This window comes from Bombilactobacillus sp. ESL1094, assembly GCF_058107425.1.
In genome coordinates this window covers 920,152-945,730 of sequence record NZ_JBYLUM010000001.1, presented here as the reverse complement: position 1 = coordinate 945,730, position 25,579 = coordinate 920,152, and the positions used below count along the sequence as shown (strand labels likewise).

Annotated in this window: 23 protein-coding genes and 1 tRNA gene; 9 read left to right on the top strand and 15 right to left on the bottom strand. The window is 38.8% G+C overall.

From position 1 onward, the window contains the following. Positions 1–68 precede the first annotated feature (68 nt). Both AC3B5S_RS04680 and AC3B5S_RS04675 read left to right on the top strand, forming a co-directional pair. Positions 69–1,064, top strand: a complete 996-nt coding sequence (locus tag AC3B5S_RS04680) for a D-2-hydroxyacid dehydrogenase (RefSeq protein WP_489790134.1) — start codon at positions 69–71, stop codon at positions 1,062–1,064. Positions 1,065–1,552: 488 nt separating this feature from the next. Continuing rightward, the gene (locus tag AC3B5S_RS04675) at positions 1,553–3,217 is read left to right on the top strand and encodes a glycoside hydrolase family 13 protein (protein WP_489769377.1); all 1,665 of its coding nucleotides are present in this window, start codon (positions 1,553–1,555) and stop codon (positions 3,215–3,217) included. Positions 3,218–3,290: 73 nt separating this feature from the next. Here AC3B5S_RS04675 and AC3B5S_RS04670 read toward each other — a convergent pair whose 3' ends face one another. Both AC3B5S_RS04670 and AC3B5S_RS04665 read right to left on the bottom strand, forming a co-directional pair. Continuing rightward, positions 3,291–3,443: a hypothetical protein gene (locus tag AC3B5S_RS04670; RefSeq protein WP_489756854.1), complete on the bottom strand. Its 153-nt coding sequence runs from the start codon at positions 3,441–3,443 to the stop codon at positions 3,291–3,293. A 125-nt stretch (positions 3,444–3,568) separates the two neighbouring features. Next, positions 3,569–4,423, bottom strand: a complete 855-nt coding sequence (locus tag AC3B5S_RS04665) for a CAP domain-containing protein (protein ID WP_489790133.1) — start codon at positions 4,421–4,423, stop codon at positions 3,569–3,571. A 147-nt stretch (positions 4,424–4,570) separates the two neighbouring features. Here AC3B5S_RS04665 and AC3B5S_RS04660 point away from each other — a divergent pair, with 147 nt between their 5' ends. The 4 genes from AC3B5S_RS04660 to AC3B5S_RS04645 all read left to right on the top strand — a co-directional run bounded on the left by AC3B5S_RS04660 (position 4,571) and on the right by AC3B5S_RS04645 (position 9,029). After that, positions 4,571–5,026, top strand: coding sequence for a MarR family winged helix-turn-helix transcriptional regulator (locus tag AC3B5S_RS04660; RefSeq protein ID WP_489756856.1), 456 nt, complete (start codon positions 4,571–4,573; stop codon positions 5,024–5,026). Next, positions 5,019–5,960, top strand: a complete 942-nt coding sequence (locus tag AC3B5S_RS04655; RefSeq protein WP_489790132.1) for a nucleoside hydrolase — start codon at positions 5,019–5,021, stop codon at positions 5,958–5,960. The genes AC3B5S_RS04660 and AC3B5S_RS04655 overlap by 8 nt, the downstream gene beginning before the upstream one ends. A 142-nt stretch (positions 5,961–6,102) precedes the next feature. Next, positions 6,103–7,902 (top strand): heavy metal translocating P-type ATPase, encoded by a 1,800-nt coding sequence (locus AC3B5S_RS04650; protein WP_489775019.1) that lies wholly within the window; start codon positions 6,103–6,105, stop codon positions 7,900–7,902. 266 nt (positions 7,903–8,168) lie between these two features. Beyond that, positions 8,169–9,029: a helix-turn-helix domain-containing protein gene (locus tag AC3B5S_RS04645; protein WP_489756859.1), complete on the top strand. Its 861-nt coding sequence runs from the start codon at positions 8,169–8,171 to the stop codon at positions 9,027–9,029. A gap of 151 nt (positions 9,030–9,180) precedes the next feature. Here AC3B5S_RS04645 and AC3B5S_RS04640 read toward each other — a convergent pair whose 3' ends face one another. From AC3B5S_RS04640 to yycF, 11 genes are all read right to left on the bottom strand, one after another. Beyond that, positions 9,181–9,936 (bottom strand): YibE/F family protein, encoded by a 756-nt coding sequence (locus AC3B5S_RS04640; protein WP_489756860.1) that lies wholly within the window; start codon positions 9,934–9,936, stop codon positions 9,181–9,183. Then, positions 9,933–11,021 (bottom strand): YibE/F family protein, encoded by a 1,089-nt coding sequence (locus AC3B5S_RS04635; protein ID WP_489756861.1) that lies wholly within the window; start codon positions 11,019–11,021, stop codon positions 9,933–9,935. Before AC3B5S_RS04635 ends, AC3B5S_RS04640 begins: the two co-directional genes overlap by 4 nt. Positions 11,022–11,129: 108 nt before the next feature. Further along, entirely contained in the window at positions 11,130–11,486 is a 357-nt protein-coding gene (locus AC3B5S_RS04630) for an arsenate reductase family protein (protein ID WP_489756862.1), read from the bottom strand. A 161-nt stretch (positions 11,487–11,647) separates the two neighbouring features. After that, positions 11,648–12,256 (bottom strand): aggregation-promoting factor, encoded by a 609-nt coding sequence (gene apf / locus AC3B5S_RS04625; protein ID WP_489756863.1) that lies wholly within the window; start codon positions 12,254–12,256, stop codon positions 11,648–11,650. Between the two features lie 367 nt (positions 12,257–12,623). After that, positions 12,624–13,103: a 23S rRNA (pseudouridine(1915)-N(3))-methyltransferase RlmH gene (gene rlmH, locus AC3B5S_RS04620; RefSeq protein ID WP_489756864.1), complete on the bottom strand. Its 480-nt coding sequence runs from the start codon at positions 13,101–13,103 to the stop codon at positions 12,624–12,626. A 314-nt stretch (positions 13,104–13,417) separates the two neighbouring features. Further along, positions 13,418–14,677 carry a S1C family serine protease gene (locus AC3B5S_RS04615; protein WP_489756865.1) on the bottom strand — a complete coding sequence of 420 codons (1,260 nt, stop codon included), beginning with the start codon at positions 14,675–14,677 and terminating at the stop codon, positions 13,418–13,420. Positions 14,678–14,864: 187 nt separating this feature from the next. Continuing rightward, positions 14,865–15,653 (bottom strand): MBL fold metallo-hydrolase, encoded by a 789-nt coding sequence (locus tag AC3B5S_RS04610; protein ID WP_489769847.1) that lies wholly within the window; start codon positions 15,651–15,653, stop codon positions 14,865–14,867. Beyond that, a complete protein-coding gene (locus tag AC3B5S_RS04605; RefSeq protein WP_489756866.1) occupies positions 15,643–16,482 on the bottom strand; it encodes a two-component system regulatory protein YycI in 840 nt (279 codons plus the stop codon). Before AC3B5S_RS04605 ends, AC3B5S_RS04610 begins: the two co-directional genes overlap by 11 nt. Positions 16,483–16,485: 3 nt before the next feature. Further along, positions 16,486–17,817, bottom strand: a complete 1,332-nt coding sequence (locus tag AC3B5S_RS04600; protein ID WP_489790131.1) for a YycH family regulatory protein — start codon at positions 17,815–17,817, stop codon at positions 16,486–16,488. Continuing rightward, the gene (walK, locus tag AC3B5S_RS04595) at positions 17,801–19,675 is read right to left on the bottom strand and encodes a cell wall metabolism sensor histidine kinase WalK (RefSeq protein ID WP_489756868.1); all 1,875 of its coding nucleotides are present in this window, start codon (positions 19,673–19,675) and stop codon (positions 17,801–17,803) included. Before walK ends, AC3B5S_RS04600 begins: the two co-directional genes overlap by 17 nt. A 15-nt stretch (positions 19,676–19,690) precedes the next feature. Continuing rightward, entirely contained in the window at positions 19,691–20,416 is a 726-nt protein-coding gene (yycF, locus tag AC3B5S_RS04590) for a response regulator YycF (protein WP_489756869.1), read from the bottom strand. A 122-nt stretch (positions 20,417–20,538) separates the two neighbouring features. On the opposite strand from yycF, the gene AC3B5S_RS04585 reads away from it, so the two are divergent. Together AC3B5S_RS04585 and AC3B5S_RS04580 are read left to right on the top strand one after the other, a co-directional pair. Next, positions 20,539–20,611 (top strand) — tRNA-Lys (locus tag AC3B5S_RS04585). A 184-nt stretch (positions 20,612–20,795) separates the two neighbouring features. After that, positions 20,796–23,276 carry a glycoside hydrolase family 2 TIM barrel-domain containing protein gene (locus AC3B5S_RS04580; protein ID WP_489790130.1) on the top strand — a complete coding sequence of 827 codons (2,481 nt, stop codon included), beginning with the start codon at positions 20,796–20,798 and terminating at the stop codon, positions 23,274–23,276. Positions 23,277–23,354: 78 nt separating this feature from the next. Here the strand turns inward: AC3B5S_RS04580 and AC3B5S_RS04575 are convergent, their stop codons facing one another. After that, a complete protein-coding gene (locus tag AC3B5S_RS04575; RefSeq protein WP_489790129.1) occupies positions 23,355–24,524 on the bottom strand; it encodes a pyridoxal phosphate-dependent aminotransferase in 1,170 nt (389 codons plus the stop codon). Positions 24,525–24,680: 156 nt separating this feature from the next. On the opposite strand from AC3B5S_RS04575, the gene AC3B5S_RS04570 reads away from it, so the two are divergent. After that, positions 24,681–25,121: an 8-oxo-dGTP diphosphatase gene (locus tag AC3B5S_RS04570; protein WP_489790128.1), complete on the top strand. Its 441-nt coding sequence runs from the start codon at positions 24,681–24,683 to the stop codon at positions 25,119–25,121. 13 nt (positions 25,122–25,134) lie between these two features. On the opposite strand, the gene AC3B5S_RS04565 is transcribed toward AC3B5S_RS04570, so the two are convergent. Further along, entirely contained in the window at positions 25,135–25,554 is a 420-nt protein-coding gene (locus AC3B5S_RS04565; RefSeq protein WP_489775307.1) for a GtrA family protein, read from the bottom strand. Positions 25,555–25,579: the final 25 nt, after the last annotated feature.

Here is a 25,579-nt window from a genome sequence, read left to right as displayed (position 1 = left end):
TAATAAAACTTGATGTTTAGTAAATTGTCGTGGTAGCTTTTAGTTGATTAATAAGGAGACAGATAAACATGAAAATTGTTAGTTTTAGTATCCGAGACGATGAACGACCAGCTTTACAAGAATGGCAAGAGCAACATCCAGAAGTCGAAGTCCAAATTGAAACTGAATTATTAACTCCCCAAAGTGCCAGCAAAGTCCAAGGCGCTGATGGGATTGTCACTTACCAACAGTTACCTTACACTAGAGCCACTTTACAAGCCGTACATGATTATGGCGTCAACAAAATGTCTTTGCGCAATATTGGAATTGATAATATTGATCAAGCAGCCGCTAAAGAATTTGATTTTCAAATTACGAATGTGCTGGTTTATTCCCCCAACGCCATTGCTGAACATGCTGTTTGGTTAATGGGGCGTTTGTTACGTCGTGAACCCGAAGCCACAGCTAAAGTTGCCCAACGTGACTTGCGCTGGGCCCCAGAAATCGGTCGTGAATTGCGAATGCAAACGGTCGGTATTGTCGGGACTGGCCATATTGGACGCGTCTTAATTCAGATCTTAAAAGGCTTTGGTGCCAAGGTCATTGCTTATGATCCTTACCGCAATCCGGAACTGGAACAAACAGGAATTTATGTCGATGATCTCAATGACTTGTTCAAACAAGCTGATATTATCAGTTTACATGTTCCTTCGACTCCAGAAAATATTCACCTGATTAATGAACAAAGTCTGCAAGAGATGAAACGAAACGTCATGATTATCAACGTTTCACGAGGTGATTTAATTGATACTGATGCCTTAGTAGCTGGATTAAACTCCGGCCAAGTTGGTGCCGCTGGTTTAGATGTTTATGAAAATGAAGTTGGCATCTTTAACGAAGATTGGCGGGGTAAAACTTTTCCAGACGCCACTTTAGACGATTTATTAAACCGCAAAAATGTAATTATTACCCCCCATACCGCCTTTTATACTGAAACCGCGGTGAAAAATATGGTACAAATTGCCCATAATGAAAATCTGAAGATGATTCAAGGTCAAACTCCAGATAATGCTATTAAACTTTAATCACACTACGAAAAAAGCTGGTTTAAAGCTGAGTATTAACCTAGACTAAGGACTTAAGTCGGGCTTTGACTTGAGTTCTTAGTTGTAGTTAAACGTAAGCTTTTAGCTTTTGGAGCGTTAGATCTAACACTGCGACAAGTGCCGGTTAAAAACCGAGGACTAACCTAGGATAAATAATTAAGTTACGACTTTTAACTTGATTGTTTATTTGTAGTTAGACACAGGTTTTTGGCACTTGGAGCGTTAGATCACACTAAAACTTCAACAGATCCATAGCTAAGAGAATGTTCGCAATAATTAATGCGGACATTTTCTTTTTATTTACCAATCTTTCACTCACTAATCTACAACGTTTTATTAATCAATTTTCATTGTAAACGTTTGTACAATATGTTAGAGTACCTGTGTTATCAGCTTGCCACAGCTAGCAAGCGTTGAATTTTTTCTAGTTTTGTAGCAAGTCAATTTACAGATTGAGGAGAACACCCATGGCCAATTGGTTTAAAGATTCAGTAGTTTATCAAATTTACCCCCGCAGTTTTCAAGACAGCAATAATGATGGTATTGGTGATTTAAACGGTATTAAGCAGCGTTTACCTTATTTAAAAAAATTAGGTGTGGATGTTTTATGGCTCAATCCAATTTATCAATCACCTGATGTTGATAATGGTTACGATATTTCGGATTATCGCAAAATCCAACCGGTTTTTGGGACGATGGCTGATTTTGATTCTTTGCTGGCAGCAGCACATCAACAAGGTCTCAAGATTTTGATGGATTTAGTGGTTAACCATACTTCGGATCAGCATCAGTGGTTTCAAATTAGTAAACAATCACAAGATAATCCTTATGCTGACTATTATATTTGGCGCGATCCTGTCGACGGTCACGAGCCAAACAATTGGGGCTCTGCTTTTAGTGGTTCTGCTTGGACTTATGTACCTGAACGAAAACAGTATTATTTACACTTGTTTGCTGAAGGTCAACCAGATTTAAATTGGGAAAATCCCCAAGTTCGCCAAGCTGTATATTCTCTTATGAAGTTTTGGCTAGATAAAGGTGTCGATGGTTTTCGAATGGACGTCATCAACTTTATTTCGAAACCACAAGGCTTACCAGATGCTCTTCAAAAAGACGGTGCTAAGTATGGTGATACCTTTGCCACCGTGGCTGATGGGCCACGACTGAATGAATTTTTACAAGAAATGAACCGAGAAGTGTTATCACAATACGATATTATGACTGTCGGTGAAATGCCTAACTCTAAGCCAGAAGATGTGATCAATTATACGAATTTAGACGGACGCGAATTGAATATGGTCTTTCAATTTGAACATGTAGACTTAGGTGCTAATCCTGATGCTCGGCTTGGCAAATGGAACGACCAACCAACGCAATTAAAAGATTTAAAGCGTGTTCTCTCAAAATGGGAAGAAACACTGTCAGGCAAGGCTTGGAATAGTTTATACTGGGGCAATCACGACCAACCGCGGGCGGTATCCCGTTTTGGCAACGATCATCCAACATATCGCGAGCTATCTGCCAAAATGCTAGCGACAACTTTACATTTGCTGCAGGGTACGCCTTACATTTATGAAGGTGAAGAACTGGGCATGACAAATACTAATTTTACCCAATTATCTCAATATGAAGATATTGAATCCATCAATGCTTATCATCAATTAGTGGATCAAGAACAGATCGTGCCCTCACAGACAATGTTGCATTATTTGGCTTACAAGTCCCGCGACAACGCCCGCACGCCCATGCAATGGTCTGCACAAAAAAATGCCGGTTTCACCACAGCCCAACCTTGGTATCAATTAAATACTAATTATCCGCAGATTAATGTGGAGAACGAATTAGCCGATCCAGACTCCGTATTTTACTATTACCAAAAATTAATTCAATTACGGCATGATTCCGATTTAATCAAATATGGTGATTATCAGTTATTAGATGCTGATGATGAGCAAGTCTTTAGTTATCTCAGACATTATCAAGGTCAAACTTTACTAGTCATGAATAACTTTACTGACCAAACTCTCCAGCGCGACTATCACCAAGAAACTGGGCAATTAATCATTGGCAATTATCCTGATGATTTAGGAACTCAACTACGACCTTATGAAAGTAAAGCTTATTTATTATAAATAGCCGTTGACCACTTAAAAAGTAAAAAAACTCCCGTTAGCCAAAACCAACGGGAGTTTTTCTTAATTATTATTACTTATCAGCTTTATGATAATCTTTCTTCATATCATCTAAACCGTTTTGCAAAAAAGCAAGTACTTCGTCTGTATGTTGACGACGCTTTGCAGAATTCAACTTGGAAACTGGGCGGCGACGTCCGGTCACACCTTTATGTGTATTAGCCATCGTAATCCTCCTCCCTGTTCGAAAATTAATTTAACTCAACTATTTTATTTTACGTAAAAAACCAACAAGATTCAAGTCATAATTCTGATAAATTATTTTTCCAATCAACCACCCTAAATTGGCCGTTATTGATGCGGCAAACACTTAACCGCGCTAGCAGGTAACCATTCATCAGCAGCGACTTGGTAAAAGGGCTGACCAGCAATCATTTTAAAACAATTCGTGTACCACTGCGAATTACTCGGCAAAAAGCGTTGAGCTATTTTTTGCCCCAGATGATTATATACAGGCGTAGTTTGCACAGTTTGTACTACGCCGTGTAAGCGAAACATGGCACTCGTGGCATTTTTTTGCGGATATTGCCACCAATCTTCTTTTTGCGACAGGTCATAAGTGGACGGATAATCAGCAGCTAAACCCTGAGCTTGTGTGTATTGATAATAAGCTTGCGCTTGTTGTTGCTGCGTTATTGACCAATTAGTGGTGTCTGGTGTCCAAAAAGTTTGCACCAAGTATAAGACCCCATCACCACTTTGAGCAATTCCCACACCTACTTGCGTGTATAACGGATTAAGCATGTTCTTGCGGTGCCCAAAATCCGGATTACCGTAATCATCATAAAAAAAAGCTAACGCGTTGACGACATTTTGCCGCACATTACCCGTGTCCATAATTCGTTCTAAATTCTCACCTGTATAACTATTGGGATGAAAGGTTCCCCAGTTATTATCATGACTTAAACTACGTTGTTGCGCCAAATCCTGGGCCCGCTGTTGTGAAAAACTTTCCAACTGTGAATCAACTTGTAACACTGGCAAATCGTTTTGCTGCCGCAATCGATTTAATTCTTGATTCAAAGCTTGGTGATACTCACTTAAATTTAATGAAGCAGCATCAACCGGCATCATGTTCATATAACTTGCTATCCATAATACCCATCCGAAAATAAGCACTGGCAGCCAATAGCTTTTGAGTTTCATTGCCGCCCTCCTCGCAAGCCTTTTTTCTTATTATAACTTAACCAATCACCAATAGTTAAATTTAATCTCTGTGTAATCCTGCACGTGGAACTAATGAATTTCCTTAGGCAGTATGCTAACATTATGGTATATGGGGGTGGTTCGTTAGTGACCGAAAACGTTATGCACTTGATCAAAATTGTTTCTAATCAATTATCACGACAAATTAATCATTTTGCTAAACAATTTGGTTTAACTGGTGTACAAATTCAAATTATTGACTATTTAAATCATTTGCCACAAAATCAATACGTTTATCAAAAAGATATTGAACGAGAGTTTAATATTCGCCGTTCAACTGCAACTAGTGTTTTACAAAAAATGGAAGAAAATGAATTAATTGTTCGCAATATTTCACCGTCTGATTCACGCTTAAAAATTGTTTCTGTTTTACCAAAAGCTGAGGCTTTACAGCCTCAAATCAGTCACTTTTTAGAAGAAAGTAACGAGCAATTACTCAGTAGTTTGAGTACTTTTCAGCGCCATAGTTTCATCAAAGCTTTAGAAAAATTGCCGGCAGAATTATCCAAGCTTAACCACCAGGAGGAAAAGAAAAATGATTGAAAATATTGTTTTTGATTGTGATCCAGGTAGCGATGATTCCATTGCTATTCTTGAAGTTTTTGCACATCCTGAAAAGTTACACGTGACAGCGATGACGACGGTTGGAGGCAATCAAGTACTCAGTAACGTCACTCGCAATTTACAACACATTCTATGGTTTTTAAAACAAACAACCCCGATGGCGCCGGGACAAGCGCAACCGATTATCAAAAATTTACAAAATGCTTCTGAATTCCATGGTAAAAATGGTCTGGCGGGACCAACTTTTCCCCCTGAAGCGGATGAATACCCATTAGCCAGCCAGAACGGTGTGACTTTACTGCACGAAATGATTTCTCACAGTAGTACACCCATGACCATTGTGGCCACTGCACCGTTAACTAATATTGCTTTATTGCTAAAAGTTTTTCCCGAAGATCAAGCAAAGATTAAACAAATCATCATTATGGGTGGCGCTTTGAGTGGAGGTAATGTCACCAAGGATGCTGAATTTAACTTTTACGTTGATCCCGATGCAGCGAATATCGTCTTGACTTCAGGATTGGATATTGTTTTATGTGGCCTAGACGTGACCAATCACACAGCAATAAGCAGCACGGAAATCCAAGCTTTAAAAGGTCGCGGTCCAGCTAGTCAATTAGCTTATGAAATTTTAGTACCATATTCCCGCGCTGAACAAAAAAGTCACGGCTTTGATCTGGCTCCGATCCATGATTTATCAACTGCTTCTTATTTATTACAACCTGATATTTTCCAAGGTCAAAAATTAGCTTTAAAAGTTAACACTACTTGGGGCGACTTACGTGGCAAAGTCCAAGTCAACCCCGACCAAGAAGCTTCAGCTAACGTCTTAGTCTTACAACAAGTTGACAGACCCCGTGTGATCCAACTTTTAAGTGATTCCTTGAGTATTTTAGATCAAAGATTATCATAATACTGCGACCAGTAGCGCTTAGAAGTCTGCGCCACCAAGCCGGTCACTCAACAAACTAAAGAATAGTCAAACTCGTTTGAGTTTGACTATTTTTAGTTTTAGATTATAATGATTCTAAACTAGAAAGTTAGGAAGGTCTATTATGCACTACAAGAAATTATTGGTTATTTTTTTGATTGCATTAGTTGCTTTAGTTTTACAATTTGGATTGCACCTCAATCTATGGGCGCAAATTTTAATTACTGTAGTCGGCTTGTTCCTAGCTCTTTCCATGACTGTTGAAATGATTAAAACGTTAAGATCTGGCAAGTATGGCGTTGATTTATTAGCTATTTTGGCCATTATCTCCACGTTAGCGGTGGGCCAGTATTGGGCTAGTTTGATCATTTTATTAATGTTAGTCGGTGGCGATACTTTGGAAGATTATGCAGCCAACCGAGCAGGTAGTGAACTCAAGGCGTTATTAGATCATGCTCCGGAACAAGCACACCGGATCAAGCAGTCGGATGACATTGATGATATTTCTTTAGAGGAAGTTCAAATTAATGATCTGCTATTGGTCAAGCCTGGCGAACAAGTTCCTGTTGACGGAATCGTCACTAAGGGCACCGGCAATTTTGATGAAGCTTCTTTAACTGGGGAATCCAAACCTGTTGAAAAAAGTGTTGGTAGTGAACTCATGTCCGGTTCTATCAATGGTTCTTCGGCGATTGAATTTCGCGCTACTAAGTTAGCTGCCGATTCACAGTATCAAAAAATTATTCGCTTGGTTAAAGAATCTCAAGACCAACCAGCGCATTTCGTTCGTTTAGCTGATCGCTACGCGGTACCTTTTACAATTATTGCCTTAATTATTTCGGGCATTGCTTGGATTATTACCAAAGATCCGAACCGTTTTGCCCAGGTTTTAGTAGTTGCTTCGCCATGTCCGTTAATTTTAGCAGCGCCCATTGCATTAGTTTCAGGAATGAGTCGCACTAGTCGCAACGGAATTATTGTTAAAAGTGGAACTTCCATTGAAAAAATGGCGCTCTTAAAAACCATTGCTTTTGATAAAACCGGAACCATCACTCAAGGCCAATTAGCTTTAGACCAAGTACAACCTCAGAATGGTTTTACCAAAGAACAAGTACTCCAGTTTGCCGCAAGTGTCGAACAACAATCGAATCATATTTTAGCTACTTCTTTACTGAACTCTTATCATGATCAATTACTCGAAGTTGACCAATTAAGTGAAGTCACTGCTCAAGGGGTGCAAGGTCAGATTCAGCAGCAATTAATTAAAGCTGGTAAACTCGACTTCGTGGCACCTAATTTACCAGCAGATCATAACGACCAACCGACAATTTACGTCAGTGTTGCCGACCAGTACGCTGGTAAAATTACCTTTTTAGATCAAGTTCGTCCTGAAGCTGCAACGACCATGACCCAACTCAAGCAATTAGGCTTAACCAATTTACAAATGTTAACCGGCGACAATCAAACTACTGCTGAGACAGTTGCTCATGAAGTTGGTGTCCCTACCGTTAAAGCCAATCTCTTACCCGAAGATAAAATTAACGCCTTAAAACAAACGCCCTCAACCCAACGGCCTTTAGCGATGGTCGGCGATGGCGTGAATGACGCTCCTTCTTTAGCCGTTGCTGATGTGGGAATTGCAATGGGCGCCAAAGGTTCAACTGCTGCTAGTGAAGCCGCTGATGTCGTAATTGTCAAAGACGACTTAAGCCGCTTAACTCGAGCACTGATTATTTCGCGCGAAACGATGACCATTGCTAAGCAATCTGTTTTAATTGGAATCTTCATTTGTATTGGCCTGATGTTAATCGCGGCAGTCGGAATTATTCCAACAATTATTGGCGCACTACTGCAAGAAGTAATTGATACAGTTTCTATTTTATGGGCCTTAAAAGCGCGGCATGGTAAAACTAATTTTAACTAACAGCCAACTTTATTATTACTTAAAAGTTACCATTTATGCAAAAATGAGTGGTAACTTTTTCTTTACCCTGATAAGATAGTTTATAATTAAAAGATAAATTGCAGTCAAAAATTAATAATTGGTGTGATTTAGCGGTATACTAGTTAGTAGTAGATACTTTTTGTAGATCATCAGTCACTCAATTATTTTTTTACTGTTTCTGATTTCAGCAAATTATTTTTTTCATAAATCATTGAATTTAGAAGTGATAGGTAGGGAAGTTGTAAATGCAGCATATTGGTCAAACTATTGCTAAAATCCAAAAAATGAAAGGTATTAAAGTTACTGAATTAATCGATAATATTGTCTCACGATCTGAATATTATCGATTTATTAACGGACAAACTCAACTAGCAGTTGATGTTTTTTTTCAACTTTTAGATCGGTTACACATTACACTCGAAGAATTTCAATATATTAATAACGATTTTCAACGTTCCGATTTTTTTCTTTATCAAGATAAAATTGCCGATTTATTAAGCAATCATCAAGCCACCGAATTACACCAATTATCCGAAGAAATTAAACAACGCCACGGTTCTGATCCAAACTCCAAGTACCAACATTTAGCCATCCAAGCAGAGCTATCATCTGATTACTTATTGCACCAATTTCATTCGGAAAAAGCCGATCCGTTAGTTAAATATTTTAGCCACTTAGAGTATTGGTCACAGTATGACATTACTTTATTTTTAAACTGTATTTTTGCCTTCAGTAATAAGGCCATTGATCAGTTTTTGCAAGTTTTGATGAAAGACATCAATAAGTATATGTATTACCCGAGTGAAATGAGTTTGGTCGTGCAGATTCATGTGATCTTAGCTTTTTTGGCAATTGAAAAAAAGCAAATTGAAAAACTAGAATTACTAACAGGTTCTTTAAATCAAATTAAGTTATCACCTAATCAATTATTGGAACGCTTGTTGCGCCAATATATTAATGGTGCCGTTAGTTATATTCATGGTCATCCTACAGACGGTCAACCGCAAATGGACTCTGCGATTGCCACCTTAGAGCATTACCAGATGGAACGCTGGACTAATAAATTAAAAGATTCAGAGCAATTAGTCTTTGAATTTAACAATTAATATCAAAAAAGCCAACTAAAAAACGTGTGAGACAAAAATCAGAAGTTAAAGCCTAACTACAAATTAGACCCAAACTTCTGATTTTTAAGGTACTATAAACAGTTATTAGTACCCTCGCCTGCTTTGGTTGGCTTTTTTTGTGATCGATAAATTAATTAGTTGACCCTTTATGGTGACGTCTTTGCCATAAAATATAATAATTCGTTAAGTAAACTGCGCCAATAACTCCTAAAAAAGAGATTAATAATTCCAAAACGGCGGCAATAAAAATAGCATTATTAACAATTTTTTGCCAAGAATAATTGAGCTGGACGAACCATAACCATAAGGTCAAATAACTCCCAAAAAAACTAAATAGCAATGTATTTAAGGCAGTGGCAATATTCTTTTGGCCAATCGCTAACCCCGCCTTTAACAGCTGGTGTTCCTCAATGTTCGGTTGATAACGCACAATTTCCCAGACGCCGGAACTCACAGCAATACTAGCTTCAGCAATGGCACCCAAGGCGCTGATTAAGACCACGACCACTTGAATTTGCGGAAAAGAAACGCCGACCCCTAAAACAAATTGCTCAATTTCTTCAGTATCCTCAACCGAAAAACCGTGACTAAATGACAGTCGTACCACCACTAGGGTCACTAATAAGACCACTGCTAACATAATTAAGGTGGTGACTAACGCCGTTTTTTGAACTTGGGAATTTTTCGTATTTGGATAAATCGCCAAACAAGTTAAGCCAATTGTTAAGAGCACTCCCACTAAGACTGGTGGAAATTCATCGGCAATCAACATAATTAACGCCAATAAAACAATAAAACTACTGGCTAAACTTAAAAATATTTTCCAGCCTTGATAGCCGCAAATTAATAATAAAAGAACTAATAAAAAGAGTGTTAAATAAATCATGCTTGATATCCTCGTAACCATTTACCGGCTAACACGGTGGTAATCGGCACAGCTAAAACAATGCCAATCGCACTAATAACCGTTTGCGTGTAGCCTAGAGTCATTGTTCTAGAAAGTGCAAACCCCAGTGTATTACCATTACGCAAATATAAAACCACAATTGGAATTAACTCTGCAATAAAGATAAAAAATAAAATATTCACTAACGGTCCGATAATTTCACGACCAATGACTAAGCCCGATTGAAAAATTTCTTTCGCACTAATTTGCGGCTGTTCCTGCAGTAACTGATGCAAAGAGGCCGTAATATCAGTCGTTTCATCCATCACTGCTCCCAAAACCCCTAACAAGGTTTCTGCAAAAAAGACTAATTCAAACGGTTGAATTCCATAATTCAATGTTTCAAAATGGATGCCTTCGTTATGACTTAACTGTAGGATCAAAGCACTCACACCCAAAGCTAGTAGCGTACTACTTAAAGTCGCGACGACAGCAATCAAAGTTTGTCGCGAATAGCCAAAGATAATCCATAACGTGCTTAAAGTTACTAACAAGGTCAAACCTAAACTAATGGCTAAGATATGCTGATTCTGCCATTTTGTCGTTAAAACCAGAGCTCCCACAAAGAATAAGACATTGATTAGTGCGCTACTCAAGGCTTGCCAGCCGGCTTTGTTGAGCAAACCGATTAATAAAACACTCACGATGAGTAACATGCACCACAAAACTCCATCTCGTTTGGGACCGATAATATTAAAATGTTGATTTTTTTGATCTTGACCAATAAATAACTGCGTATGCACAAAATAGCGATTCGTATTGGCCTGTGACTGGAGATAAGTGTTCGATAAAGTCCGCTTTTGCCCCCGTTTAGAACCATTTAAAATTTTGACACGCAGTTTTTGGGTAATACGTTGATCATGATTTTGATAAGAATCTTCTTGATTATGACGCTTGATCACTTGCACTGACTGAACTTGCGCCACCGTTTGGTGGCTAAAGCTCTGCCAATTAACGATACCTAACAATCCCACGATCAGAATGATTAATAGCCACCATTTATTAGGACGAATCTTTTGTTTCAAATAAAATACTCTTTTCTTTGATTAATTAAGCTCTCGCAATTTTTCATCTTCCATAACGAACTATTATAGTCTAACATTCTTACAATCCAAGTCCACACCCAAAGTAACTTATAGCCAAGTTTCATCATAAGTTGCCTCATCAAAACCACAAGTCAAATGATCACCTTCGACTACTAAGGGACGTTTAATTAACTTACCATTGTGAGACATTAATTCGGCTGCTCTATCAATCGACATTGTGGGGAGCTGTTCTTTCAAATTTTGTTCTCGATAATCAACACCATGCGTATTAAAAAAATATTTCAGACCACGATCTTGATGCGCGCTCAACCACTGAACCAACTCTATTTTCGTTGGGGGTTGGGCCACCAAATCTTGAAATTCGTATTGGACATGATGTTCATCCAAATATTTTTGTGCTTTACGCGAAGTGGAACACTTTTTATAACCGTAAAACTTTTTCATATCATGACCTCCTTGGCTCTCCTTAATCATACTAGCATTGCTTATCAGCGTAATCATCATTTTTCTAATATCAATCAGCATAAAAAAGGCGGCCAAAACTGGCCGCCTTTTTCAACACGTGAATATCGAGGATAAATTATTTATTTGATTAAAATTTTAGTTTAGTACCAGCCGTGGCTCATCCAAAATTGTTGTGCACCAGCCCATGAACCGTAACGTGAAGTTACGTAGTTATTGGCAACCCGTTCTTGGTTAGCTGGTGAATAGTCACCATTTAAATAGGAAGAATCTAATTGATACTTACCATAGTAACGACCGTTTTGGGCAGTATAAGAACCACCAGATTCACGACCAGCAATCCATTCACGAGCACTGTCATAATTACCAGTAGCGGCATTTGTAGATTGGCTTGTCTGAGTTGTTGCTTGAACTGCTGGTTGTTGGTAACTAGCTGCATTATTATTAACAGCTTGTTGGACTGAATCAACAGCTGGGGTATTTTGAACTTGGCTATCAGTAGCTTGAGCTACTTGGCCGTCATCTTTGATGACTAATTTTTGACCCACATAAATCATATTAACATCTTGAATATTGTTATCAGCAGCAACTTGATTAATTAAACTAAGATCATTACGAAGCTGTAAGGAAATACCGGATAAAGTATCACCTGGTTTAACTGTATAAATGCTGTCTGCTTTAGCAACCTGTGAAGCACCGAAGAATGAGACAATACTTAAAACTGTGGCAACGGCTACTTGTCTAAATTTCATAGAATATATACTCTCCTTTAAAATAAAAAAACGAAAATAAATTTACCAAACGGGCTGTACCGTTCAACAAGAGATATACTAACAGAGAAATATTACGAAAGTGTTTCAAACTAATAATAAATTTCGAGCTATATTACAAACGTGTTACATAGAATCTAATTAATTTTTTAGATTAAGCTTATATGTGAAATGAAAGACTTTTAAAAAAAACAATCGGCGCCAACCAGTATTGTCATTAGGCTTTATTCGACTTTAGTTGGAGCTATTTTATTTTTAGCACGTGCTGATTGAGAATTTCCCCACGGAAACTTCAGCCAATTTTCTCAATTAAATATTACAATTCTCCTCTAAACTAGTCGTTTGTTCCTTATTTATGGTATGGATTACCCGCATTAATCATAAATGCACGATAAATTTGTTCCGTTAAGACTAAGCGCATTAACTGATGGGGCATCGTAAATTTGCCAAACGACAATTGCAATTGGGCCCGTCGTAAGACTGCCGGACTTAAACCTAGCGATCCACCAATCACGAAAGTTAACTTACTATGACCATAAGTTACTAACTCATCAATCTGAGCTGCTAATTCTGGCGAAGATAATTCTCTTCCTTTAATAGCTAGCGCAAAGACGTACTCATCGGGTTTGATTTTAGCTAAAATCCGTTGCCCCTCTAAGTCCTTAACTTGCTGCATTTGCGCCGCACTTAAATTTTCAGGAGCCTTTTCATCATTCACTTCGACAATCTGCAAGTCACAAAAACTTTGCAGCCGATGTGCATATTCATCAATTCCTTGTACAAAAAATTTCTTCTTAATTTTGCCTACACCAATAATTTTAACTTTCATGCTCTTCTCTTTTCCACAAATTTCTCTCTCAAACAAAATCCAATCCAAATAGCTTTTGCTAGACCCATTTGGATATTTATCCACTTATCAACAAGATTTACACAATTCTGTTGATAACTTTTCTGCATAACTGCTTCCAATCTTACCAGTTATAAACAAACTTATCCACTTCCTTGTGGATAAGTTTTCCTAATAGCTCTTACTTGTCTAATCGGCCAAATTTTTTTCACTTAATTTGCAAAAAAAACTGGAACTAAAGTTTGTCTAGTCCCAGTTCATATTTATTTCACCGATATTTTGCTAAAGCGCTCGTTTTAATCGGCTTTCGTTAATTTCATATCAACACTCTGTTCTTTGCCATCACGATAGAATTGCAATTTAACCGTATCCCCGACGGAATGGTTATAAAGTTGCGTGTGCAAATCAGCAATATTATTAATTTTCTTACCATTTAAAGCAACAATCACATCATACTTCTTTAAACCAGCCATCTTAGCAACCGAATCGTTGGACACTGAGTAAACTAAAACGCCTGAGTTAACATTGTCTGGTAATTTTAAGATGGAACGTTGTTGCTGACTCGGCACTTGATCCAAGTCGGCCACTTTAATGCCTAAAGCCGGCCGTTGAATCTTACCATTTTGCACTAACTGATTAATGATTTTGACAACTTCATTACTAGGAATGGCAAAGCCCATGCCTTCAACGGAGGTACCGTCTGTACTAGATGCCAGTTTCATTGAATTAATCCCAATGACTTGCCCCGCGGCATTAACCAAGGGACCGCCAGAATTTCCAGGATTAATAGCCGTATCTGTTTGTAAAACGGTGGCTTGGCCCGTCTTTTGACCCGTTTTTTCATCCGTCGTATCAATAGTCCGATTTTTGGCAGAAATAATCCCTTCGGTAACTGAAGTAGCATATTTACTGCCTAAAGGTGAACCAATGGCAATGACCGATTCACCCGGTGTGACAGCATCTGAATTGCCAAAAGTAGCGGTGCCTTTAATTTTATCAGAACTAACCGAGAGCACTGCTAAGTCAGTAATCGAATCCGTTCCGACTTTCTTGGCCGTAATCTTGCTACCATCACTCAAAATAACTTCCAACTTTTGTGAACCTGAAACCACATGATTATTAGTTACTACATAAGCTTTACCATTTTGTTTAGCATAAATCACACCCGAACCTTCACTAGATTCTTGTAATTTACTTTTATTATTGGAATCAGTATTACCTTGGGCATTGGAACCATCATCACCATATAGACTGCCAAATAAAGCTCCCAGTGAATTATCATCATTTTGCTCTTCACGTTGATAATTAATCACTGAAACGACCGAACCTTTGACCTTTTTAAAAGCATTAGTCATTTGGTTATTCGACTTCACAGTCACATTGCTGACCTTCGTGGTGCCTGCTTTACCGGAGCCTGTGATCACACTTTGATTAGCATTATTGGCGGAATTACCCCAATGACTAAAACCATAAAAACCCAGTCCCACACCGATAAAAGCCGAAACCAAGGCCACAATTGCGACTTTTAATAATCCTAATTGCGAATTATTTTTCAAGTTACGTTTCCCCCTTACATTTGTTTGCAATTTTTGTTGAGATACCTAATCTCCTACTGTACTGAACTACAAGAATGAGTTATCCCACGCTGCAAAAATTAAATCTCTCAATCTATCATGCTTCGACTTTACCTTTAGTCTTGTTCTTATTTTAAACAATAGATGTTAAAAAATCATGAATATTCTTTCAAATTACCGTTAACTTCGTGGCTTGTTGGGGGAAAGTATCATGCAACCAAAAGTCATGATCCACGCCATAATCATGTTGCATTAAAATTTGACTGACTGTTTGATGAGCCAAAGTCGGTAAATTATTATGCGGACTTAAATGACCTAAAAAGACTTGCTTCGTGCGATTCCCAAGCACATCTAACAAAACTTCGGCGCCATCACGATTAGACAAATGTCCTTCGTCACTGATAATTCGTTGCTTCAAAGGCCAGGGATATTGCCCTTGTCGTAACATTTCTAAATCATGATTACATTCCATTAAAAAACCATCCGCATTTTGAATCACATATTTAACCCGATCTGACACATAACCTGTATCGGTTAAATCAACAAAGCTATGATCTTGGTAATGAAAATTATAAAATTGCGGATCTACTGCATCGTGAGACACGCTAAAACTTTCGACGTCTAAATCACCTAAGCTGAGTACACTGTTTGCCGCAAAGATATGTTGCTGTGGTTGCGGTATGGGTCCTATTTTAGCACTCATTTTTTGCCAAGTCTTTTGGTTTGCATACACATCTAAACCGTACCGCCGCGCCAAGACACCCACGCCTTGAATATGATCACTATGTTCATGCGTGACAAATAAAGAATCAATCTGGTTAATATCTTCACCAATACTTGCTAGTAAAGCCTTAATTTTCTTGCCCGAGAGCCCCGCATCAACTAAGACGTGTTGCTTGGGAGTTTTAATATATAAACAATTGCCCTGACTACTACTAGCTAAAACACTAACTTGCATTGCTGTAGTCACTAACTTTCACTCCTTGTGTAGTATTCTTTTTTAAAATTGCGCCACTAAAGGCATTAACTCGGCGAATTTGTGGTGTATGCTCACCTTTCGGCACAAAAGCAACGTACCAAACGGGAATATAAATCGTACTATTTTTAACTTTTAATAATTTAGCATAGGCCAAGTCCGCCCATTTCACCTGCGAATTACTCGGGATTTCGTTATTAGTATACAAATTATAAACCGCGCGTTGCTCACTAATTGTGCTTTGTTTTTCATGCAAAACATTCATCGCATTCACATAAGTTTGCTCATAACTGACTAAACGATGATTCACAATTTTAAAATTAATGCGGCCTGTAGGTTCGTACACTTGACCTAATTTCACCTTTTGAACAAAAACGATCGTATTAGCCGTCGATAAATGCTTCGCATATTGATATTCGCGGCCATGAGTAACATTTTGGGACTTCGCAACAAAATTGTTCAATTTAGTCACGGCATTTTGGGTCGTTAACGTTAGCGGATTGTCCAAATAACAATTTAATTGCTTTTTAATATCGTCATAACTCCACGTAATCCCACGCAATTTCATTTGCCCTGTATGCAAAATATGTTGATCATCTTGGCTAGCCAAGTAATAGCCAGCACTATTTTTGGTGCTTAACTTACCATTAATCGTGATATTATCTTGATTCATTTCTTTTTCTAACGTGGAGTGCGCAATATTATTAGTGATTACCACTTGTTTGCGCGTTTGCGTATATGAAGTAAATAAAAAAACATCCAATGCAATAAAGACACATAAAAAGATAATTTCAATTCTGCGAAAGTCCATTAATTACCTCCCATGATTCAACCAACTCGTCAAAGAACGCCATTGATTATTCATCAAAACATAATATTCTGGCGTTAAGTTAACGATTTGCTTGTTTTGATCATCAGCCATCCAGGTATAACCAATTAAAATCTTTTGAATATTTTTCGGATTGTAAGCTGCCTGGGTCAACTTTTGAATCACGGTTTTGGTATCTGGCAACTGCACTGGTGCTTGGTCAGTTGGTAAAGGCACTTGCAAAAATTGCTTCGAAAAAGTTAACCGCTGAGCGTTAGTCGTGTAACTAACATTCACACTGCCCACATCTTCAGGATAAAAAATAGGAAAGCCATTCACATAATTGCGAAAGATCAATTGCTTATTTTTATCATTATAAGAAAAGAAGTATAGCCCGTTCAAGGAACTTCCAGATTTAGCTAAAATTTGAAAAGATTGATCAAACAAAGATCCCATAGTCTGGGGAACGGTGGTTTTAGAATAATCACTATAGGTGACTAAATTAGTTTTATTATCCACCACTAAACTGCGATTAACGCCACTACGATAAGTCGTCATCGTCCCGTTCTTGTGGGTGGAAATATCCGATTCCTGTTGCGAATTCAACAGATTAGACACATAGGTATTATTGGTTTGTCTCGCAATTAAATAACTGACTTTACTCAGCCGTAACGGCTTTTGATAATCCAAATTAGCAGTTTTAAATTTACGATTTTGTTTAATTGTAACTGGTACTGTAAAACTAGCATCTTGCGTAATTTTTCGTAAGCGCTGGGGCAGTAACTTCCGTTGCTGAACTTGATAAACGGCTTGCTTTTGATCATCTAATAAAAAAATCTGAACTCGCTTTTTGCCCGTTGGTCGAGTTACTACTATCCGATTAATTTTTTGTTCACCGTGCTGTTGAATACCGCGTTGATTAATCAATTCCGCCAGCGCATTAATGCTCAATTGCGTCGGATAAATTAATTGCAAGGTATTATTTAATTGCAAATAATGCTGATAATTAGCCGCACCATGCTGACTTAACAATTTAACATGATCTAATTTGGCCGTCTTGAAAAGATTCATCGTTGTCGTAATCAAATTGGCTTGATTACTGCTAGCCGCATACTGTTGGTGCTTTTTTGTGAGTAAGAGTTTGGTTGGTAAAAAAATCTCATTCATTTTTTTGGAGACCCCAGCATTACGTTGACTAATTGTTTGCTGTTTACTGCTTGGCGGTAAGGCCTGCTGATACTTGGCATTATTCGTCCAAATTAACCATGACAAAATCAAACTAATCAAAACTGCTACTGCCAAACTCACGCGCAACAACAAATTATTCAGGTGCTTCATCCCACTCACCCTCACTTTCACTAGGATCATATGGTAAGGAAATATAAAAAGTGGAACCCCGATTTTCCGCACTGTTCACCCAAATATGGCCACCTTGAGCTTCAATCACTTCTTTAGAAATGGCTAAGCCCAAACCCGTACCACCTTGTTTGCGCGAACGTGCCTTATCAACGCGGTAAAACCGGTCAAAAATACGTTTGATATCTTTACGCGGAATCCCCAAGCCTTGATCGGCAATACTCAAAATCACATTATGATTGGTATCCAATAAGCGGCAAGTGATCGTACCACCGTCAGGTGAATACTTCAAAGCGTTATTCATAATATTATCAATGGCTTGCGTCATTTTATCAGGATCAATCTCAACCCATAAATCACGTTTTGTAAAGATTCGCTTAATTCGATGTGGAACAAAATTCTTTTGTTCAGCTTGCGCATGGTCGGCTTCTTTTTGCAGCATCAAGTCAAACCGATCCAAAATATAATTGAACATTTCGTTAAAATTAACTAACTCAACGTTGATTTTAGCCGTTCCTTGATCTAAGCGCGACAGACTCAACAGGGAGTTAACCATGCGAATCATACGTTCCGTTTCTTCTTGCGTCACTTTTAAAAATTGCGGTGCTAATTGCGGATCTTGCCACGCACCATCATTTAAAGTTTCCACATAACTACGCAAACTCGTCAACGGTGTGCGCAATTCGTGCGAAACATTGGACACAAACTCCCGCCGATCGCGATCAATCTTTTGCTGCTCCGTCACATCATGTAAGACACAAACGACCCCCGTGACAAACCCCGTATTACGTTTGATTAAAGAAAAGTCAGCCTGCAAAATCAATTCATCACCATCAGCTTGCAATTCAATAATCCGTTCTTCCTGATTATCTAAAATATCTTCAAAATCTAAATGTTGATCTAAATTTAATAACTCCATTAAATCTAATGGTTGCGTTGAATTCGAATCCACATTCAAAAATTCTTGAGCGGTTTCATTAATAATCGTAATTTTGCCGTGCCGATCTGTGGCTAGCACCCCATCCGACATCTGGGTTAAAACACTATCCAACCGGCGCCGCTCGGCATCGGAATTTTCCTGTTCTTCTTCAACTTTAACCGATAAATTGTTCACCGCAATCGCTAATTGGCCTAATTCATCTTCACTATAAACTCGAACCTGCCCAGAATAGTCCCCGCGGGCCATCCGTAAGGCTTGGCGCTGCATTTCAACAATCGGGCGGGTAATGGCACGCGCTACTACGATGGAAATCACCGCCCCTAAAATCCCGGCAACTAACGACGCTACAAAGAAGATAAAGACAATCCGGTTAATATTTTTATAAACTGGATCCATATCAGCGCGGACATAGACCGCCCCGACCGTTGAATTGTTATCACCATTAGAGTTTAACAAGGGCGTAATGGATAAATAATAACTACCATCACGGTCATTATGTGAAATCTGTGTTAATTTTCGTCCGGAATAAATCACATCTTTAATTTGAGAATTCGCCGTTCGCTTACCTACTGAAGCTTGATTGTTGTCACCTTTAATAGCCACAATCCGCCCTTGACTATCAATTACTTCCATTTCAGAAATTTGAATATTCGTAAAATCCCGCACTGTTGCTCGAATATTTTTACGAGCCTTAGCTGTATTACTTGTCAAATTAACTGCTAAAGGCGTAGTTAACCATGAAGGTAATTGTACCTGCGTTTCAAAGGTTTCTACATTTTGCTGCTCTAAACGATGCACAAAATAAGCTCCGATAATTTCAATCGTACTCAACAACAATAAAATAAATACTAATGCAATTTTGAATTGCATAGAACTAAAAAATTTTGTTCGCTTTGTCACGGCCATAAGCCCCTATTAATCTTTTTTAGGATCCTTCGAACTAGTTTCCGCTTTTAAATAGTAACCAACACCGCGGCGTGTAATTAAATATTCAGGCTTACTAGGATCATCTTCTACTTTTTCACGCAAACGCCGAATTGTGACGTCGACTGTGCGCACATCACCAAAATAATCATAGCCCCAAACTGTTTGTAACAAATTCTCCCGAGTCATTACCTGGCCAATATGCTGCGCTAAGTAATACAATAATTCAAATTCCCGATGCGTTAATTCCAATTCCCGACCATTCTTCATGACCGTATAAGCTTCTGGCAAGATTGTTAAGGAACCAACTTCAATTTCGGCAGTTGAATGTTCATCACTATTGTTCAAATTAACTTTTTGCCGCCGTAAATTAGCCTTAACCCGTGCTACTAATTCGCGATTAGAAAAAGGTTTAGTCACATAATCGTCGGCACCCATCTCTAGGCCTAAAACCTTATCTAATTCTGAATCTTTAGCCGTCAGCATAATGATTGGTGTATCTTTGGTCTTGCGCACTTGCCGCGCCACCTCTAAGCCATCAATTTTCGGCAACATTAAATCTAAAATAATTAAATCTGGAGCTTCACTCTCCACTTGCTCTAATGCTTCCTCACCATCAAAAGCTACGACGGTTTGAAAACCTTCTTTATCTAAATTGTATTTGATAATATCAGAAATTGGTTTTTCATCATCAACAATTAAAACTTTATTAGCCATAAGGTAGAATACCTCCTTGGTTTCTCGTATCCAGTATACTAGATTTTAGCAATTCATGACAAAATTCTCTAAATCTTATTGCCAAAAGCTGGAGAATATGCTAATATATTCACTGTGCTTACGGGTGGTTAGCTCAGCTGGCAGAGCAACGGACTCTTAATCCGTGGGTCCAGGGTTCGATCCCCTGACCACCCATCAATCTTAGTAAAAGCTGTTATTATAACTTCAAAAGTTAGTATAACAGCTTTTTTGTTGTATTCAAAATTTACCCCAAGACTACTGACTTCAAGCAAAATGTAGTTTTGTCAATCAGTGATTGTCTCCGTCAATAAAACCATTATAATAATCATGTAATCGTTTTAAAAAAGGAGTGCTATTTTTGAAAAAAACTAACTGGAATCAAGATTGGCTCTTTTGGCAAGACCATAATTCTTTTGCTTTAATTTGGGATGTCCCGAAGACTGCCCAAAACGTCACTTTACCGCATGACGCTATGCAAGAACAACCGGCTTATAGCGCTAGTCCGAACGGCGGCAACACTGGTTTTCGCGATGGTGGTACTTATGTTTACGTGAAGAATCTCTTTGTTCAACCAGAAGATCAAACTAAAAACTATCAATTACAATTTGACGGTGCCTATATGAATACCTTCGTCTTCGTTAATGGTCAATTAGCCGGTAAGCGTCCGTATGGCTATTCCGCTTTTCGCATTGATTTAACTCCCTTTTTAAATTTTGGAGCTAATAACGAAATTCGCGTCCAAGTAAAATCTGGGGCCATGCCTAATAGTCGCTGGTACTCGGGCTCTGGTTTAATTCGCGATGTGTACTTATTAACTAGTGCTACTAAAACTTATTTAACGCCCACTACGCAAATCACAACTTTGCAAGCCACTTCTGCCCAAGCGACGATTAATTTAAAGACGACCATTCAAAACCAAACTATTAATTCAACCGCTGCTTTGCAACTGCAAGTTCAAATTTATGATGAACAGCAACAACTCATCTTAACCGACCACTATCCCGTGCAGTTAGCTGCCAACGAACAGCGCCCCTTACAGCTACGTTTATCATGGGCACACCCCAGCTTGTGGAGTGCCCAAGAACCACATCTGTATCGTTGCTTATTGCAATTAAGTCAAACAGAACAATTGCTTGATCAAGATGAACTGGTTTTCGGTGTACGACAATTAGCTCTCAATGCCACTCAAGGCTTATTAGTCAATGGTCAAAGTGTCAAATTACGTGGCGCGGGTATTCATCATGATAGTGGTTTGCTAGGAGCTGCAACTTATGATGTCAGTGCCTATCGGCAAATTAAATTGCTGAAACAAGCGGGGTTTAATGCCATTCGCATGGCTCATCAGCCGGCGGCTCCCGCCCTCTTAAAAGCTTGTGATGAACTAGGAATGTATGTCCTTGATGAAACTTTTGACATGTGGAACCGTGCCAAATCTGATTATGATTACAGCCTTTATTTTCAAGAATGGTGGGCCAAAGACGTTCAAGCCATGGTCGAAAAAGATTTTAATCACCCTAGTGTCATTTTATATTCCCTGGGCAATGAAATTCCTGAAATTGGAACCCCACAAGGGATTAGCTTACTGACAAAAATGGAGCAACTGATTAAACAGTTAGATCCGACTCGGTATACTTTATCGGCGGTCAATGGCTTGTATTCGGTAGGTAACGAACTGTTAAATATTATTAGTGAAGTGGTTGATCAACAAGAACCTCAACAAAACCATGAAGCAATTACCGTGAATAATTTTATGGTAGCCATGGATCAATATTTAGATCGCATCGTCGTTGACCGGCGCATTTCCCAAAAATTAGACCAAATTTTCCCGATCACAGATTTAGCGGGCTACAATTATATGACTGCTCGCTATGAACAAGACGTCAAAGATCACCCCCAGCGCTTAATGGTCGGCACCGAAACTTATCCGCCACAAATCTGGCAGAACTGGCCGTTAGTTCAAAAATATCCCCAAATTATTGGAGATTTCACTTGGACGGGTTGGGATTATATCGGTGAAGCTGGCGTGGGCATTCCCGGTTATCACTTTGGTGAAGGCGGGTTTGGCGCCCAATTTCCTGCACAATTAGCTTACGTTGGTGATTTTGACTTAACTGGTTTTCGGCGACCACTTTCGTATTATCGCGAAATCATTTTTGACTTACGAACCACACCTTATCTTGCAGTGCAAGACCCCAAGCATTATGGTGAGAAACTCATGACTACGCCGTGGATGTTAAGCGATACGATTCACAGTTGGAGTTTTGATGTTGCTGATGATGCGCCCGTGATCGTTGAAGTTTATAGCAATGCTTCTTATGTAGCATTATATTTAAATGAACAATTAATTGCCAGCCAAGCTGTTGATGAACATTGTCGCGTATTATTCAAAACTACTTATCACCCTGGTCAGTTAACAGCCATCGCTTATGATCAACACCACCAAGTAATCGGACAATCCAGCCTCCAGACTGTTGCTGTCCAAGATGCGCAATTACAAGTTCATGTGCAAAATTATTTACCAGAAATGAAGACGCGCCTCAGTTACCAAGCCTTGCCGATCAATGGCGCTTTATATTATCTGAACGTGCAATTGGCGGGCTCAGATGGCACTGTTTGTTCTCTTCAAGAACAAACTTGCCAACTGCAAGTTATCCAGGGCCAAGCTAAAATCTTAGCTTTTGGTAGTGGTAATCCTAAACCTCAAGCGGATGAACCATTAGCACAAACTCAAACTTTTCACGGCAGAGCTTTAGCAATTGTCCAAAAGTATGATATGAAGCAACCAGTTGTCTTAGCAGTGCAAACAGCTAACCACCAGGTTCAACAAATTGAAATTTAACTCATTAAAAAAACGGTCACTTGGCAAGCTTGACTGAGAATATCAACTTGCAGAATGACCGTTTTTTAATTGTTCAGTTTAAAATAAATTTAATTTGGCAATGCGTTGACAAGCCTCACTATAGCGCGGCTCATCAATCAATAAACCAATCCGCACATAACCTTCACCAGCGGCGCCAAATCCAGTTCCTGCAGCTACCGCAACCCCAGCTTGCTCTAACAACAAATCAGCAAATTCTTGACTGGTCATCTGTTGCGGAGTCGGCATCCACGCATAAAACGTTCCACCTGCGGGCACTGGTTGCCAACCAATCGCTTGTGCCGCCCGTTCAAAATCGTCGTGACGTTTTTGATAGCGCGCCACTAATTGTTTAACCGATGTTTGATCACTTCTCAATGCCGCAATCCCGGCTTTTTGAACTGCCGGAAAAACACTGACGAACAGATGGTCTTGAATCAAATTAATTGCTTCAATCATCTCTTTATTCCCCACTGCAAAACCTAAGCGCCAGCCCGCCATGTTGTATGTTTTCGAAAAAGTATACAGCTCAATGCCGACTTCTTTAGCATGCGGTGTTTGCAAAAAACTGATGGGGCGCTGACCGTCAAAGCCAATAGCGCCATAAGCAAAATCGTGCACAATTCCCACTTGATTTTGTTGCGCCCAGGCCACCGTATCCTGAAAGAATTCGGGGGTCGCCGTCGCTCCAGTAGGATTATTGGGATAGTTTAAGTATAAGTATTTAGCTGCGGCAACTACTTTCGGATCTAAGGACTGATAATCTGGTAAGAAATTATTCTCTGCTCGCAAAGGCACTAATGCGGTTTTGGCTTGTGCTAAAGCTACTCCGGACAAATAGTCTGGATAACCGGGGTCTGGTAAAAGAATAGTCTCTCCCGGATTTAATAAAGCTAATGGTAATTCGACTAAACCTGTTTTAGAGCCACCCAAGACCGCTACTTCTGTTTCCGGGTCCACTTCCACTCCATATTCACGTTGGTAAAACTCAGCGGCAGCCTGTTTAAATTCTGGTAACCCTCGAAACGGTGAATATTTATGATTTTGGGGATCTTTAGCTGCCGTATTTAATGCCTGAACAATAAAATCAGGCGTTGGTTGATCCGGATTACCTTGACCAAGGTTAATCACGTCGACACCCGCCGCAATTTTTGCATTGACCTTTTGAACTAAAGTGGCAAAAAATTGTTGGGGCAGCTGTTGCAATAAATTGGATTCTTCAAATTTCATTTTAATCTTCTCCTCACCTGTTAAGCATATTATAACCACTTTGCTACTAAAAAGTGCATTTTTTTATTCTTTCACGTAGCCTTTTTTCATTTTCAAACAACTAAACGTTATATAATAACAGCAGAATATTTTTTTACGATGGAAAGGATTAATTACATGCGCACTGAACCAGTCGAATTAACTAATATGGTCTTAATTTTAGATGCCCAAAAGCAACAAGTGCTCGTTGAATATCGCCGCGATCCTCATTGGCCGGGGATTGCTTTTCCAGGGGGCCACATTGAAGCTCACGAAAGTATTACCCACTCTGCTGAACGTGAAGTCCAAGAAGAAACTGGCTTAACCGTGACTAATTTAGAACTCTGTGGTTTAAAACAGTATCCTTTAAGTCATGGACGCTTTATTTGTTTCTTATATCGTACTACGCACTTTCAAGGTAATATTCAATCATCCACTGAAGGTCCCGTCTTTTGGATGAAGTTAACTGATTTCCCAGGAAATAAACAACTAGCTTCTGGCATGGATGATCTATTAAATGTTATGACTTCCGGTTTCAATGAGGTGCTCTATCAAGGACCACAAACCTATTTCTTTTAAATTTATGACTAGCTTAGTGCTCCGTGAAAATAAAAATCTTACTAAAAAAGTAATTGGCAATGACGACTAAAACATTGTCAATAATTTTTACCCAAAAAGCATTCTGGTGTAAAACACTAATTCCCACAGCCATAATGGCCAGATCTAACAGCAAACTTAAAATCCGAAAAAAGAAAAAAGACACAATTTCTTTGCGCGCGGCTTGAGAACTATCTTGATGTGAATCAAACACATAAAGTTTATTGGTTATATACGCAAAGATCACAGACAATAACCACGCTGTGACATTCGCAATTTGGTAACCACAAAAATGCCACCAAGTATATAAACAATTAAAAACTACTAAATTTATGAGCGTCGTTAAACCACCAAAAATCAAGTAGCTAATAACGCTCCAGTAAGTAACTATCATTTGTTTTAAACGTTGCATAATTTTCTCCACATTAAAATTTTATTGT

Excerpts from the sequence above, each read along its gene's own strand:
- rlmH (WP_489756864.1), bottom strand. The coding sequence starts at position 13,103 with ATGAAAGTTAAAATTATTGGTGTAGGCAAAATTAAGAAGAAATTTTTT.
- AC3B5S_RS04665 (WP_489790133.1), bottom strand. The coding sequence starts at position 4,423 with ATGAAACTCAAAAGCTATTGGCTGCCAGTGCTTATTTTCGGATGGGTA.
- AC3B5S_RS04675 (WP_489769377.1), top strand. The coding sequence starts at position 1,553 with ATGGCCAATTGGTTTAAAGATTCAGTAGTTTATCAAATTTACCCCCGC.
- AC3B5S_RS04610 (WP_489769847.1), bottom strand. The coding sequence starts at position 15,653 with ATGCAAGTTAGTGTTTTAGCTAGTAGTAGTCAGGGCAATTGTTTATAT.
- apf (WP_489756863.1), bottom strand. The coding sequence starts at position 12,256 with ATGAAATTTAGACAAGTAGCCGTTGCCACAGTTTTAAGTATTGTCTCA.
- AC3B5S_RS04575 (WP_489790129.1), bottom strand. The coding sequence starts at position 24,524 with ATGAAATTTGAAGAATCCAATTTATTGCAACAGCTGCCCCAACAATTT.
- AC3B5S_RS04600 (WP_489790131.1), bottom strand. The coding sequence starts at position 17,817 with ATGAAGCACCTGAATAATTTGTTGTTGCGCGTGAGTTTGGCAGTAGCA.
- AC3B5S_RS04645 (WP_489756859.1), top strand. The coding sequence starts at position 8,169 with ATGCAGCATATTGGTCAAACTATTGCTAAAATCCAAAAAATGAAAGGT.
- yycF (WP_489756869.1), bottom strand. The coding sequence starts at position 20,416 with ATGGCTAATAAAGTTTTAATTGTTGATGATGAAAAACCAATTTCTGAT.
- AC3B5S_RS04670 (WP_489756854.1), bottom strand. The coding sequence starts at position 3,443 with ATGGCTAATACACATAAAGGTGTGACCGGACGTCGCCGCCCAGTTTCC.
- AC3B5S_RS04680 (WP_489790134.1), top strand. The coding sequence starts at position 69 with ATGAAAATTGTTAGTTTTAGTATCCGAGACGATGAACGACCAGCTTTA.
- AC3B5S_RS04570 (WP_489790128.1), top strand. The coding sequence starts at position 24,681 with ATGCGCACTGAACCAGTCGAATTAACTAATATGGTCTTAATTTTAGAT.
- AC3B5S_RS04630 (WP_489756862.1), bottom strand. The coding sequence starts at position 11,486 with ATGAAAAAGTTTTACGGTTATAAAAAGTGTTCCACTTCGCGTAAAGCA.
- AC3B5S_RS04605 (WP_489756866.1), bottom strand. The coding sequence starts at position 16,482 with ATGGACTTTCGCAGAATTGAAATTATCTTTTTATGTGTCTTTATTGCA.
- AC3B5S_RS04640 (WP_489756860.1), bottom strand. The coding sequence starts at position 9,936 with ATGATTTATTTAACACTCTTTTTATTAGTTCTTTTATTATTAATTTGC.
- AC3B5S_RS04655 (WP_489790132.1), top strand. The coding sequence starts at position 5,019 with ATGATTGAAAATATTGTTTTTGATTGTGATCCAGGTAGCGATGATTCC.
- AC3B5S_RS04650 (WP_489775019.1), top strand. The coding sequence starts at position 6,103 with ATGCACTACAAGAAATTATTGGTTATTTTTTTGATTGCATTAGTTGCT.